At 64.8% G+C, this 13,263-nt stretch carries 16 protein-coding genes and 3 tRNA genes; 16 read left to right on the top strand and 3 right to left on the bottom strand.

The features are described from left to right. Positions 1–56: 56 nt before the first annotated feature. From lepA to AC1PQG_RS17610, 16 genes are all read left to right on the top strand, one after another. Positions 57–1,853: a translation elongation factor 4 gene (lepA, locus tag AC1PQG_RS17685; RefSeq protein WP_481119125.1), complete on the top strand. Its 1,797-nt coding sequence runs from the start codon at positions 57–59 to the stop codon at positions 1,851–1,853. A 30-nt stretch (positions 1,854–1,883) separates the two neighbouring features. Next, complete coding sequence (gene lepB / locus AC1PQG_RS17680) at positions 1,884–2,672, top strand: signal peptidase I (RefSeq protein ID WP_481119124.1); 789 nt, start codon at positions 1,884–1,886, stop codon at positions 2,670–2,672. 2 nt (positions 2,673–2,674) lie between these two features. Continuing rightward, complete coding sequence (locus tag AC1PQG_RS17675; RefSeq protein WP_481119123.1) at positions 2,675–3,040, top strand: DUF4845 domain-containing protein; 366 nt, start codon at positions 2,675–2,677, stop codon at positions 3,038–3,040. A 6-nt stretch (positions 3,041–3,046) separates the two neighbouring features. Then, complete coding sequence (rnc, locus tag AC1PQG_RS17670) at positions 3,047–3,715, top strand: ribonuclease III (RefSeq protein WP_481119122.1); 669 nt, start codon at positions 3,047–3,049, stop codon at positions 3,713–3,715. Then, entirely contained in the window at positions 3,715–4,623 is a 909-nt protein-coding gene (gene era / locus AC1PQG_RS17665; protein ID WP_481119121.1) for a GTPase Era, read from the top strand. Before rnc ends, era begins: the two co-directional genes overlap by 1 nt. 9 nt (positions 4,624–4,632) lie before the next feature. Next, positions 4,633–5,370, top strand: coding sequence for a DNA repair protein RecO (recO, locus tag AC1PQG_RS17660; protein WP_481119120.1), 738 nt, complete (start codon positions 4,633–4,635; stop codon positions 5,368–5,370). Further along, a complete protein-coding gene (locus AC1PQG_RS17655) occupies positions 5,367–6,128 on the top strand; it encodes a pyridoxine 5'-phosphate synthase (RefSeq protein ID WP_481119119.1) in 762 nt (253 codons plus the stop codon). The genes recO and AC1PQG_RS17655 overlap by 4 nt, the downstream gene beginning before the upstream one ends. Continuing rightward, a complete protein-coding gene (gene acpS, locus AC1PQG_RS17650; RefSeq protein WP_481119118.1) occupies positions 6,125–6,502 on the top strand; it encodes a holo-ACP synthase in 378 nt (125 codons plus the stop codon). Before AC1PQG_RS17655 ends, acpS begins: the two co-directional genes overlap by 4 nt. After that, a complete protein-coding gene (gene nagZ / locus AC1PQG_RS17645; RefSeq protein ID WP_481119117.1) occupies positions 6,499–7,536 on the top strand; it encodes a beta-N-acetylhexosaminidase in 1,038 nt (345 codons plus the stop codon). Before acpS ends, nagZ begins: the two co-directional genes overlap by 4 nt. Positions 7,537–7,550: 14 nt before the next feature. Next, positions 7,551–9,347 carry an excinuclease ABC subunit UvrC gene (gene uvrC / locus AC1PQG_RS17640; protein ID WP_481119116.1) on the top strand — a complete coding sequence of 599 codons (1,797 nt, stop codon included), beginning with the start codon at positions 7,551–7,553 and terminating at the stop codon, positions 9,345–9,347. A 15-nt stretch (positions 9,348–9,362) separates the two neighbouring features. Beyond that, the gene (gene pgsA / locus AC1PQG_RS17635; RefSeq protein ID WP_481123026.1) at positions 9,363–9,935 is read left to right on the top strand and encodes a CDP-diacylglycerol--glycerol-3-phosphate 3-phosphatidyltransferase; all 573 of its coding nucleotides are present in this window, start codon (positions 9,363–9,365) and stop codon (positions 9,933–9,935) included. Between the two features lie 58 nt (positions 9,936–9,993). Further along, positions 9,994–10,069, top strand: a tRNA-Gly gene (locus AC1PQG_RS17630). Positions 10,070–10,111: 42 nt separating this feature from the next. Beyond that, a tRNA-Cys gene (locus AC1PQG_RS17625) sits at positions 10,112–10,185 on the top strand. An 8-nt stretch (positions 10,186–10,193) separates the two neighbouring features. Continuing rightward, positions 10,194–10,269, top strand: a tRNA-Gly gene (locus AC1PQG_RS17620). 201 nt (positions 10,270–10,470) lie between these two features. Then, positions 10,471–10,614 carry a hypothetical protein gene (locus AC1PQG_RS17615; RefSeq protein WP_481119115.1) on the top strand — a complete coding sequence of 48 codons (144 nt, stop codon included), beginning with the start codon at positions 10,471–10,473 and terminating at the stop codon, positions 10,612–10,614. 94 nt (positions 10,615–10,708) lie between these two features. Further along, entirely contained in the window at positions 10,709–11,167 is a 459-nt protein-coding gene (locus AC1PQG_RS17610; RefSeq protein WP_481119114.1) for a DUF4124 domain-containing protein, read from the top strand. Here the strand turns inward: AC1PQG_RS17610 and AC1PQG_RS17605 are convergent. The 3 genes from AC1PQG_RS17605 to AC1PQG_RS17595 are packed head-to-tail and all read right to left on the bottom strand — an operon-like array spanning position 11,152 to position 13,242. Then, positions 11,152–11,823 (bottom strand): hypothetical protein, encoded by a 672-nt coding sequence (locus AC1PQG_RS17605; protein ID WP_481119113.1) that lies wholly within the window; start codon positions 11,821–11,823, stop codon positions 11,152–11,154. The two genes, AC1PQG_RS17610 and AC1PQG_RS17605, sit on opposite strands and share 16 nt — an antisense overlap. Continuing rightward, complete coding sequence (locus tag AC1PQG_RS17600; protein ID WP_481119112.1) at positions 11,817–12,692, bottom strand: class I SAM-dependent methyltransferase; 876 nt, start codon at positions 12,690–12,692, stop codon at positions 11,817–11,819. The genes AC1PQG_RS17605 and AC1PQG_RS17600 overlap by 7 nt, the downstream gene beginning before the upstream one ends. Continuing rightward, on the bottom strand, positions 12,679–13,242 hold the full coding sequence (locus AC1PQG_RS17595) for a DUF1415 domain-containing protein (protein WP_481119111.1): 564 nt from the start codon (positions 13,240–13,242) through the stop codon (positions 12,679–12,681). The genes AC1PQG_RS17600 and AC1PQG_RS17595 overlap by 14 nt, the downstream gene beginning before the upstream one ends. Between the last annotated feature and the right edge of the window lie 21 nt (positions 13,243–13,263).

Genomic DNA, 13,263 nt, shown 5'->3' with positions numbered 1-13,263 from the left:
GCCAGGCAAACAAAATTTATTCAGGGTGCCCACCGGCACCCTTTTTCATGGCCGACATGCAACACATCAGAAACTTTTCGATCATTGCCCATATCGACCACGGCAAGTCCACGCTGGCCGACCGGATCATCCAGCTTTGCGGTGGCCTCTCCTCGCGGGAGATGGAAGCCCAGGTACTCGACTCGATGGATATCGAGCGTGAGCGCGGCATCACCATCAAGGCCCAGACCGCGGCGCTCAACTACCGTGCCCGCGATGGCCAGATCTACAACCTGAACCTCATCGACACCCCGGGACACGTGGACTTCTCCTATGAAGTGTCCCGCTCGCTGGCTGCCTGCGAAGGCGGCCTGCTGGTGGTGGATGCATCCCAGGGCGTCGAGGCGCAGACCGTGGCCAACTGCTACACGGCGCTCGACCAGGGCGTCGAAGTGGTACCGGTCCTCAACAAGATGGACTTGCCCCAGGCGAACCCCGATGGCGCCAAGCAGGAGATCGAGGACGTCATCGGTATCGATGCATCCGACGCGATCCCGTGCTCGGCCAAGACCGGCATGGGCGTCGAGGACATCCTCGAAGCCGTGATCGCCCGCATTCCGCCGCCGAAGGGCGATCCCGACGCACCGCTGAAGGCCCTCATCATCGACTCGTGGTTCGACAACTACGTGGGCGTGGTGATGCTGGTGCGCGTGGTGGATGGCACCCTCCGCCCGAAGGACAAGATCCTGTTCATGTCCAACGGAGCCCAGCACCTGTGTGAGCAGGTTGGTGTGTTCACGCCCAAGTCTTTGCCGCGGGAGAGCCTGTCCGCCGGTCAAGTGGGCTTCATCATCGCCGGCATCAAGGAACTCAAGTCGGCCAAGGTCGGCGACACCATCACCCTGGCCGGACGTAAGGCCGCCGAGCCGCTGGCCGGCTTCAAGGAGATCAAGCCGCAGGTGTTCGCCGGCCTGTATCCAGTCGAGTCCAACGAATACGACCAGCTGCGCGAGTCGTTGGAAAAACTGCGCCTCAACGACGCTTCACTGCAGTTCGAGCCGGAGGTGTCCCAGGCGCTGGGCTTCGGTTTCCGCTGTGGCTTCCTCGGCCTGCTGCACATGGAAATCGTGCAGGAGCGCCTCGAGCGCGAGTTCGACATGAACCTCATCACCACGGCACCGACCGTGGTGTACGAGGTACTGATGAAGGACGGCACCGTCGAGCAGATTTCCAACCCGTCGAAGCTGCCCGATCTGTCGAAGGTTGACGAGGTGCGTGAGCCGATCATCAAGGCCGTCATCTTCCTGCCCCAGGAATACGTGGGGCCGGTGATCACGCTGTGCAACCAGAAGCGCGGCGCGCAGGTGGACATGCTCTACCACGGCCGTCAGGTGCAGCTGATCTACGACATGCCGATGAATGAAGTGGTGATGGACTTCTTCGACAAGCTGAAGTCCGTCTCCCGCGGCTATGCATCGCTCGACTACGAGTTCAAGGAGTACCGTGCGGCCGATCTGGTCAAGCTCGATGTGCTGGTGTCCAGCGAGAAGGTCGATGCGCTGTCGATCATCGTGCACCGGGCCAACTCCCAGTACCGCGGCCGTGAACTGGTGGCCAAGTTGCGCGAGCTGATCCCGCGCCAGATGTTCGACGTGGCCGTCCAGGCTGCCATCGGCTCCAACATCGTGGCCCGGGAAACCATCAAGGCCCTGCGCAAGAACGTGCTGGCCAAGTGTTACGGCGGCGACATCACGCGGAAGAAGAAGCTCCTCGAGAAGCAGAAGGAGGGCAAGAAGCGCATGAAGCAGGTCGGCAACGTGGAAATTCCGCAGGAGGCCTTCCTGGCCGTGCTGCGGGTCGATGAAGGCAAATAACCGGCTGATGGCCGGTTCGGGAGTGCAGGCGTGAATTTCGCGTTGATTCTGTTTGGTCTGTTGGTGCTCAGCGGCGCCCTGTGGGCCCTCGACTACTTCGTGGCCAGCAGGCGGCGGGCGGTCGGGGCCAAGTCGCCTTGGTGGGTGGAGTACGGGGCGAGTTTCTTCCCGGTGATCCTGGTGGTGTTCTGCCTGCGCTCTTTCGTCGTCGAGCCGTTCAAGATCCCGTCCGGCTCGATGATCCCGACGCTGCTGGTCGGCGACTTCATCCTCGTGAACAAATGGACCTACGGCATCCGCCTGCCGGTCATCAATAAGAAGGTGATTGCCGTCAATGAGCCCAAGCGCGGTGATGTGATGGTCTTCCGTTTCCCCGGCGATCCATCTCTGGACTACATCAAGCGGGTTGTCGGCCTGCCGGGTGACAAGGTGGAATACTTCGACAAGAAGCTGACCATCAATGGTGAGGCAATGCCGCAGCAGCCTGCCGGTGACTACCTGCATGCCGATCGCCTGTATTACTCGCCGCGTTTTACCGAGAAGCTCGGTGACGTAGAGCACAGTATCATCGTCGAGAACGAGGCGCCAGCCTTCGTTTCCCAGATCACCCAGTACCCGTTCCGGGAAAACTGCACCTATACTAGTCGCGGCGTGTCCTGCACCGTACCTGCTGGTCATTACTTCATGATGGGTGATAACCGGGACGGCAGCTTCGACAGCCGCGGTTGGGGCTTCGTGCCGGAGGAGAACATCGTCGGCAAGGCCTTCTTCATCTGGTTCAACTTCAGCGATCTCAAACGTATCGGTAGCTTCCATTAATGATGACGCGAACGAGACAGTCGGGCCTCAGCCTGATCGGCGTGCTTCTTGTCGGGGCCCTGTTGGGCGCCTGCTTGTTGGTGGCTTTCAAGATGGTGCCGGTGGTCAGCGAGTACTTCGGCATCAAGCGGGCCATCTCCGCAGTGGCTTCGGGTGCGGATCCGATGACCGCAACGGTGTCCCAGTTGCGTAGCGATTTCTCCAAGCGCGCCAGCGTCGACGATATTTCCAGCGTGACCGCCGCGGATCTCGACATCACCAAGGAGAACGGCCACGTCGTCATCTCCGTGGATTACTCCCGCAAGGTCCCGCTGGTTTCCAATGTCAGCTTGGTCGTCGACTTCTCTGTTCGTTCGGCCAGCAAGTAATCCGTCATGAAGCTGGATGTGTTGCAGCAGGCCATCGGCCATCGCTTTTCCCGAATTGAATTGCTGGAGCAGGCGCTGACCCACCGTAGCTTCGGCTCTCCCCATAACGAGCGGCTGGAGTTCCTCGGCGACAGCGTCCTCAACTGCGTGACTGCGGTGGCCCTGTTCGGCCGTTTCAGCGAGCTGCGCGAAGGGGACATGTCGCGCCTGCGCGCCAACCTGGTCCGCCAGGAAACCCTGCATCGCCTGGCGGATGGACTGAAGCTCGGCGACTACCTGCGCCTCGGCGAGGGGGAGCTGAAGAGCGGTGGGCACCGTCGTCCGTCCATCCTCGCTGACGCGCTTGAGGCGATCTTCGCGGCGGTCTTCCTGGATGCGGGTTTCGAGACCGCCAAGACCGTCATCGACCGTCTTTACGAAGCGTCGATCGCCGGCCTCGATCCGGCCCGCGCGCTGAAGGATCCGAAGACCGCACTGCAGGAGTGGCTGCAGGGCAAGCGCATGCCGCTGCCGCGTTATTCCCTCGCCGACACCCGCGGCGAAGCCCATCAACAGGAATTCGAGGTCGAGTGCGAAGTCGCCGGCCTCGGCCTCAAGACCCGCGGCATCGGCGTGAGTCGCCGCGCTGCCGAACAGCAGTCCGCCCAGCGGGCGCTGGAACTTTTACCCAAGTAATGACCGATATTCAATCTCCCGCCGAGTCCGCTTTCCGGACCGGCTTCGTGGCCATTGTCGGACGCCCCAACGTCGGCAAGTCCACGCTGCTCAACCGCCTGATTGGCCAAAAGATCAGCATCGTCTCGCGCAAGGCGCAGACGACCCGCCACCGGGTTACCGGCGTGCTGACCGAGGGCGCCTCGCAGTTCATTTTCGTCGATACGCCGGGTTTCCAGACCCGTCACAAAAATGCCCTCAACCGGGCCATGAACCGCACCGTCACGCAGGTGCTGTCCGACGTAGACCTGGTGCTGTTCGTCATCGAGAGCGGCCGTTACGGTGCCGAGGACGAGCAGGTCGTCAAGCTGCTGCCGGAAGGCGCGAAGGTGATCCTGGTCGTCAACAAGGTGGACATGCTGGAGGACAAGGCACGCCTGCTGCCTTTTCTGCAGAAGGTGAGCGCCATCTATCCGTTTGCCGAGATCGTGCCGGTCAGCGCCGAGAAGGGCCGCAATACTGACGAGCTGCTGAAGGCGGCGGCGCCCTATCTGCCGGAAGGCGAGCCGATCTTCGACGCGGACGACATCACCGACCGCAGCGAGCGCTTCCTGGCCGCCGAATTCCTGCGCGAGAAGCTGTTCCGACAGCTCGGCGAAGAGCTGCCCTACGGCATCGCGGTGGAGATCGAGAAGTTCGAGGCCGAGCCCGGCCTGCGCCGCATCCACGCGGCGGTGATCGTCGACAAGGCGCCCCACAAGGCGATGGTGATCGGCAAGGGCGGTGAGCGCCTCAAGCGCATCGCCACCGAAGCCCGCGTCGAGATGGAAAAGCTCTTCGAATCCAAGGTTTTCCTGGAAGTGTGGGTCAAGGTGAAGAGCGGCTGGGCCGACGACGAACGGGCTCTCAAGAGCCTCGGCTACGAATAAGCTTTCCCCGTGAGCGCCAGGCCGCGCGTCGACCAGCAGCCGGGGTTCGTGCTGCACAGCTATCCGTACCGGGAGACCAGCCTGATCGTCGAGGTGTTTAGCCGCGATTACGGCCGCGTCGGCCTCGTCGCCAAGGGCGCGCGGCGGCCGATGTCCCAGCTACGCGGTGTGCTGATGGCCTTCCAGCCGCTGTTGATCGACTGGAGCGGCGGTGGCGAGATGAAGACCCTGGTGCGTGCCGAATGGCAGGGTGGCCAGCCGCTGCTGAGCGGCCAGGCCCTGCTGTGCGCCTACTACGCCAATGAACTGCTGATGCGCCTGCTGCCGCGGGAAGACGCCCATCCGGCGCTCCACAAGGCTTACGGCGAGGCACTGCGGGCGCTGGCCGCCAACGACTCCCAGGAAGTCGTGCTGCGCCGCTTCGAGCTGGCCCTGCTGCAGGAGCTCGGCTACGGCCTCAGCCTGGACATGGAGCAGGACGGGACGCCGGTCCGGTCCGATGCTTTCTACACTTATATAATCGAACGCGGTGTGGTGCTGGTGGGTGACGAAGTCGCCGACGACGCCGTGACCGTCAGCGGGCGCACGCTGCTCGACATGACGCAGGGCAATTTCCGCAATCCGGAGACCCTTGCCCAGAGCAAGGCCCTGATGCGCCGCCTGATCCAGTATTACCTCGGCGGGCAGGTGCTGCAGTCCCGCCGCGTCTTCACCGAACTTTTGGCTTTTCCCGGAGATCCGTCTTGATCGAACTTGGCGTCAATATCGACCACGTTGCCACCCTGCGCCAGGCGCGCCGCACTTGGGAGCCCGATCCCAGCTGGGCGGCCGTCGAGGCTCACCTGGGTGGCGCGGATGGCATCACCGTGCACCTGCGCGAAGACCGCCGCCACATCCAGGACGCCGACGTGCGCAAGCTGCGCGAGCTCACGCAGATCAAGCTCAACCTGGAGATGGCAGCCACCGACGAGATGGTCGGCATCGCCTGCGACATCAAGCCGGAAATGGCGATGTTCGTGCCGGAGGGCCGCCACGAGGTGACCACCGAAGGCGGTCTCGACATCGTGTCCCAGGAAGCCCGCCTGAAGGAGGCCGTCGCGCGCCTGGCCGACCAGGGCATCATCGTAAGCGTCTTCATCGATGCCGAGCCGGCCCAGGTGGAGGCCGCCGCACGCATCGGCGCGCGGGTCTGCGAGATCCACACCGGGCCCTACGCCCACGCCTTCCATGCCGCCGGACGGGACGCGGAAAGTCCCGCCGTGCTGGCCGAGATCGCCAAGATCGCTGCGGCGGGTGAGGCAATCCGTGGCCTCGGCCTGCGCTTCAACGCCGGTCACGCCCTCAACTACTACAACATCCAGCCGATCGCCCGCCTGCCGGGTATCCGCGAACTGCACATCGGCCACTCCATCGTCAGCCGCGCGGTGTTCACCGGCCTGCGCGAGGCGGTGCGGGAAATGAAGCGCCTGATGCGGGAAGCCGCGGAGCGCGGCGCCCGGCCGTGATCTACGGCGTCGGCACGGACATCGTGCGGGTCGCCCGCATGGAGGAAGCCCTGTCGCGTCACGGAGAGCGTTTTGCCGCGCGTATCCTGGCTGAGGCCGAGCGGGAGGCCTTCACTCAGTCGCGTGCCCCGGCCCGCCTGCTGGCCAAGCGCTTCGCCGCCAAGGAGGCCTTCGGCAAGGCTCTCGGCATCGGCGTCGCCGCGCCGGCCACGCTGCATGCGCTGTGGGTTGGCCACGATGCGCTGGGCAAGCCGGTGTTCGAATATGCGCCAGCGCTGGCGGACTACCTGCAGGAACGCGGGTTGGTCGCCCATCTGAGTCTTTCCGACGAAACCGATTACGTCGTCGCCTTTGCTGTCATCGAGAAACCATGAAGCCATCCCACACCCAGCCCGGTCCGATCATGCTCGACGTGGTCGGGCACGAAGTCACCGCCGAGGAGCGGGAGATCCTGCAGCACCCGCTGGTCGGTGGGGTGATCCTGTTCGCCCGCAACTACGCCGAGCCGGAACAGCTGCGGGCGCTGACCGCGGCGATCCGCGCGGTGCGCCCCGGCCTGGTGATCTCGGTGGACCACGAAGGCGGACGGGTGCAGCGTTTCCGCGAGGGCTTCACGCGCCTGCCGGCGATGCGCCGTTTTGGCGAGTTGTGGGATAGCGACCCCGCCGCTGCCCGCGCCGCGGCGCGCCAGGCCGGCCTGGTGCTGGCCGCCGAGTTGCGCGCCCATGATGTGGACCTGAGCTACGCGCCGGTCCTCGATCTGGATTACGGCGTCAGCACGGTGATCGGCGACAGGGCCTTCCACCGCCAGCCGGAGGTGGCCACCGAGCTCGCCCGTGCCGTCGTCGGCGGTCTGGCCGCAGCGGGCATGAAGGCGGTCGGCAAGCATTTCCCGGGGCATGGCGCGGTGGAGGCGGATTCCCATGTGGCGATCCCGGTGGACGAGCGCAGCTTCGATGCCGTGTGGGCCGAGGACGTGCAGCCCTTCCTGCAACTGGCCGGTGAGTTGGGCGGTGTGATGCCGGCCCACGTGATCTACCGCAACATCGATGCACGCCCGGCCGGTTTCTCGCCTTTCTGGCTGCAGGACGTGCTGCGCCAGCGTGTCGGCTTCGGCGGCGTGATCTTCAGCGACGACCTGACGATGGAAGGCGCAAGTGTGGCGGGCGACATCGTCGCCCGCGCCGAGGCCGCCCATGGCGCCGGCTGCGACATGGTGCTGGTGTGCAACCGCCCCGAACTGGCCGTGCGTCTGCTCGATGCATGGCATCCGGTGGTAGATGCCGACAGCGCCGCCCGCATCGCCGCGCTGCGCCCGCGGGCCGGCAGCGCCCCGGCGACGCCCGCCGAACTGGCCGACTGGGCCGATTACCGCGCTGCCCGCGAGGCCGTGCTGGCGCTGGCCTGATCCGGACCCCTGCCATGAGCTTCGACGCCAAGGCCTTCCTGCGCACCCTGACCGAGGAGCCCGGGGTCTATCGCATGATCGGTGCCGACGAGGTGGTGCTCTACGTCGGCAAGGCCAAGAACCTCAAGCGGCGGGTGTCGTCCTACTTCCAGCGCACCCAGCTGAGTCCGCGCATCGCGATCATGGTGAGCCAGGTGCTGCGGGTGGACACCACCGCCACCCGTTCCGAGGCCGAGGCGCTGATCCTCGAGAACAACCTCATCAAGAGCCTCGGGCCGAAGTACAACATCCTGTTCCGGGACGACAAGTCCTATCCCTACATCGCCCTGTCCGGCGGCGACTTCCCGCAGATCTACTATCACCGCGGCGGCTTCGCGAAGGGCGTGCGCTACTTCGGGCCGTTTCCCAACAGCTGGGCAGTGCGCGAGAGCCTGCACCTGATGCAGAAGATCTTCCGTCTGCGCACCTGCGAGGACTCTACCTTCAGCAACCGCTCACGGCCCTGTCTGCTACATCAGATCCAGCGCTGCACTGGGCCCTGCGTAGGGCTGATCGACAAGGAGGCCTACGCGGCCGACGTGCAGACGGCCAGCCTGTTCCTCAATGGCCGCCACACCGAGGTGATCGACGATCTGTCGAAACGCATGCTGGACGCCTCCGACGCGCTGGCCTTCGAGAAAGCTGCGATGTACCGCGACCAGATCCGCAACCTGCAGGCGGTGCTGCACAAGCAGTTCGTCGAGAGTGCCAAGGACGAGGACGTGGACGTGATTGCTGCGGTGGAGCGGGGGGGCATGGTGTGCGTCAACCTGGCGATGATCCGCGGCGGCCGGCATCTTGGCGACCGGCCGCTGTTCCCCAGCAACGCCCAGGGCTGCACGCCGCTGGACGCGCTGGTGGCCTTCGTCGAGCAGCACTATCTGGATCAGCCGCTGCCCGGCAAGATCCTCGTCAATCTCGAGCCTGCCACCGTCAAGGAGGCTCTCGAAGAGGTGGTCGAGGGCAAGGTCGCGGTAATGGCGGCACGCTACGAGAACGAGCGGGCCTGGATGGGCATGGCCGAGAACAATGCCGGCCTCGCCTTGCTGGCAAGGGAGCAGGAGTCCGCCCGCGGCGAGCAACGTCTCGACGCCCTGCGCGATGCGCTGGGGCTGGCCGACACGCCGAACCGCATCGAGTGCTTCGACATCTCCCACACGATGGGCGAGTCCACGGTGGCTTCCTGCGTGGTGTGGGACGGCAAGGCGATGAAGAAGTCCGAATACCGCCGTTACAACATCAGCGGCATCACCCCCGGCGACGACTACGCGGCGATGCGCCAGGCCTTGACCCGGCGCTACGAGAAAGTGGCCGCTGGCGAGGGCGTGCAGCCGGACCTGATCCTCATCGACGGCGGCAAGGGGCAGATGGGCGTCGCCAAGGAAGTGCTGGCCGAACTCGGCCTGGAAGCCATCACGATGTTCGGCGTCGCCAAGGGCGAGAGCCGCAAGCCCGGCCTGGAAGAACTGGTCTTCCCGGATGGCCGCGAGCCCGTGCATCTGCGTCCCGACGCACCGGCGCTGCACCTGATCCAGGAAATCCGTGACGAGGCCCACCGCTTCGCGATCACCGGCCACCGTGCGCGGCGGGCCAAGACCCGCAATACTTCGCGCCTGGAAGACATCGCCGGGGTCGGCCCGACGCGGCGGCGCAAGCTGCTGGCGGCCTTCGGCGGCATGGACGGTGTGCGCAATGCCACGGTGGAAGACCTCTGTCGCGTCGAGGGTATCAACCGGCACTTGGCAGAACAGATATACAATTCACTGCGATAGCCAGTGAACGCCGACATGCTCTTCAATATTCCCAATTCGCTTACCTGGGCACGCATTGCCCTGATTCCGTTTTTCGTCGGCATCTATTACCTTCCCGCAAGCGTGATGTCACCGGAGGACAAGAATCTGGTCGCCACGCTGACCTTCGTCGCGGCGGCGGTCACCGACTGGTTCGACGGTTACCTGGCGCGCAGCCTGGGACAGACCTCGGCCTTCGGCGCCTTTCTCGATCCGGTGGCCGACAAGCTGATGGTAGCGGCGGCGCTGATCGTGCTGGTGCACCTCGGCCGGGTCGATTCGCTGATCGCGCTGGTCATCATCGGGCGCGAGATCACCATCTCGGCGCTGCGCGAGTGGATGGCCAAGGTCGGGGCGGCTGGCAGCGTGGCGGTGGCCTTCGTCGGCAAGCTGAAGACGGCAGCCCAGATGTCGGCGATTCCATTGCTGCTGTTCCAGGCACCCATCCTCGGTTTCGACAGCATGGGGATCGGTACGGTGTTGATCTATGTGGCGGCGGTGCTGACGTTGTGGTCCATGGGCTACTACATGCGCTGCGCCTGGCCGGAACTGAGCAAGCGCAGCCAATAAAAAGATTGCGGTTTAATTTGACAGACAAGAAATTTTGCCTATAATGGCGGTCTGTCACGCGGCAGTAGCTCAGTTGGTAGAGCGCAACCTTGCCAAGGTTGAGGTCGAGAGTTCGAGACTCTTCTGCCGCTCCAGATTTTACGGGGAAGCAAAACCTGCTTCCCCGATTGATTTAAGGCGCGATAGCAAAGCGGTTATGCACCGGATTGCAAATCCGTGTAGGTCGGTTCGACTCCGGCTCGCGCCTCCAAGTAGTATGCGGCAGTAGCTCAGTTGGTAGAGCGCAACCTTGCCAAGGTTGAGGTCGAGAGTTCGAGACTCTTCTGCCGCTCCAGAATGCAACGGGGAAAACGAGTGATCGTTTTCCCCGTTTTCGTTCGTCTCTCGTCCGTCGCGCAGCCGGCCGTGCTGCGGGTGTTGTCCGTCGCAGCGCGTTCACTCGTCCGCAGCGATTCTGCAAGCTTGCTGTCACCAGATCTGCTTACCATCGTCATCACGGGCGTTCCTTTGCCCGGATCGGCAAGATCGGTGGGAGATGAAGATGAGGCGTTTCCTGTTGGCCGCGGTGCGGCGCTGGGTGCGGTGGATCTGCGGCCCGGATGCGGAGAGTTTCCTGCTTGACGACGAATGGCGCTCGCTGCTCTTCGTTCCAGAGGTGGGCGAGGGGAGGGAGGCCTAGTCCCGAAGCTGTTATGGGCGTGTCTTCCGTCCTCGCCAACGGTGCTGAATCGATCTAGTCTTCGGACTGGAAAGAACGGCCAGGGGAGGCGCGCATGGGGCGCATACGGGTTTGGGCGGGGCTGCTGAGCGTTGTGCTGGCAGGGCCGGCTTTGGCCGTTTTCAAATGCGTCGGCAGCGACGGGCGGGTGACCTATACCGATGGACCATGTGCTGCCGATAGCCGGGCACAGACCGTCGAGGTGCCGCCGCCCTTAAGTCCCGGGGAGGAGGCGGAGGCGCGCCGGCGCGGCGAACGGCTGCTCGACGATGCCCGTGAACTGGACACCCGGCGAAGTGCCGAAGCGGTCGAGCGCCAGCGGAGTCTGGATGCGGACAGGCGGGTAGAGGCCCAGCTGCGCGAACAGGGCAAGGAGGACGCTGAGCACTGGAGCACGGTTTATCCTGCCCCCATCTATGGTCGTCGCTGGCCGCCGGTCAAGCCGGTGCAGCCCAAGCCGAAGCCCGTCCAGAAGGACTCTCTGGGAAAGATGAACGCTTATCCGTTCCGTTGATCGGGCAGGTCGCGGAAATCCCGGTAAGCGGCAGAGGCCGCGTCCTTGTGGTCGATGTCGCCGAGGATCAGGAGGCGAACCGGCTGCCGATTGCCGTTGCGGCTGATTCCCGCGTTGAGTGCATCGATGACGCGCGGTGCGAAGCCGGCTGCGGCCGCATCGAGCACGATCAACGTCGGGCGCCGCGGCCGCCAGCAGGCTAGGGCGGCGAGGCGAGCGTCATCCACGTCGGTCAGCCACGCGTCGTCCCAAGGCTCATCGTTCCGCCGTGGCAGGAACCACAGCAGCGGACGCAGTTGCACGCCGATCCGGTAGGCGATGCCGCCGAGGCGGCTGCGCGTGTCGAGCTGGTTATAGCCGGCCAGCCGGTAGCCGAAGGCAAGTACACGGCGCCGTTGCGTCAGGCTGACGGCGGCGCAGGCCAGCGGGTATGGCGCGGCGGGAAAGCGCCAGGGAAATAGCGTGGCGCCCGACCCCGCACCTTCCATGACCCAATCCTGTAAGGCCATATCCAGCGTCGCCGGGCCTTCATCGTTCGCGGGCTGGCCGGTGATCGGCTGCAGCGCGGCGGTGTCGTAGCGCTCGCGCAGGCGTGGCAGCCGCGGTGCTACGGCGACCAGCAGCGCCGCGGCCGCAGCCAGCCCGGCCGTCAGCACGCGAAGCGGCTCCGTAGCTCGTTGAGGTTGAGTTCCGCCAGGATCGCCTCGATGCGCTCCATCGCGTTCTTGCGCGGCTGGCCGGTGTGGCGGGCGATGATCAGCTCGTTCTTCATCGAGTGCTCCCAGCCGACGAGCTCGGTCACCGTGACCTGGTAGCCGTGGGCTTCCAGCTGCAGGCAGCGCAGCGCGTTGGTGAGCTGGCTGCCGAATTCCCGCGTGTGGATCGGGTGGCGCCAGATCTCCGACAGGGGCGTCATGCTGAAGCTGGCGTTCTTGTTCTGGCGCAGCACGCTGGCCACCTCGGCCTGGCAGCAGGGCACCAGCACCACGAAGCGGGCATTCTTGGCGAAGGCGAACTGGATCGCGTCGTCGGTGGCGGTGTTACAGGCGTGCAGCGCGGTGACGACATCGATGCGCTCGGGCAGCTCGGTGGAGCGGGTGGATTCCTCCACGCTCACATCCAGGAAGCGCATGCGCGGGAAGCTCAGCCGTTCGGCCAGCTCGCGGGAGCGGGCGACCAGCTCGGCGCGGGTTTCGATGCCATAGACCGTGCCGGCCTCTTTGGCCTTGAGGAACAGGTCGTAGAGGATGAAGCCCAGGTAGGACTTGCCGGCACCGTGGTCGGCGAGGCTCAGGTCGCCGTGCTGCTCTAGCACCTCGGCGAGCAGCGGCTCGATGAACTGGTACAGGTGATAAACCTGCTTGAGCTTGCGCCGGCTGTCCTGGTTGAGCTGGCCGTCGCGGGTCAGGATGTGGAGTTCCTTCAGCAGCTCGATCGACTGGCCGGGGCGGATCTCCGGATGGACTGCCGGCTTGGCCTCGGCGGCCGGGCGGGCGGTGCCCGCGGCGGGCTTATTCCTGGCCATGCTTCTTGGACTCGGCCAGGCCGAGGGCCTTCCAGCCGGCGATGCCGAGCTTGTGCAGGGTTTCCATGTTGCGCTCGTAGATCATCTCGGCCTCCGGGAAGGCTTCCACGGCGCGGTCGATGCTCGCTTCGCGGATCAGGTGCAGGGTCGGGTAGGGCGAGCGGTTGGTATAGTTGGTGATGTCGTCCGGCTCGGTGCCCTCGAACTGGAAGTCCGGGTGGAAGCTGGCGATCTGCAGCACGCCGTCCAGTTCGTGCTCGCTGACGGCCTCGTCGGCGATCTGCACCAGGTCGTTGAAGTCGAGGAAGTCGGGGAAGAGCGTCGGATGCACCAGCAGCGTGGTATCGGTGACTTCGGGATCGACGGACGCCAGATGGTCCAGTTCCTCGTCCAGTTGCTCAAGGAAGGCGTCGAGGTGGCGGGCATCGCTGACCACGATGCGGACCTGGTTCTTGACGTAGACCGACTTGGCGAACGGGCACAGGTTGAGGCCGATGACGGCCTTTTCGATCCATTCGCGGGTCGCGGCGATGATTTCTTCGTGGTTCATGGTGCGGTGTTTCCGGGGATT

Source organism: Zoogloea sp. GDB6, assembly GCF_056724105.1.
The sequence above is the reverse complement of the archived record's forward strand: the minus strand, read 5'-3'. Positions and strand labels throughout refer to the sequence as shown.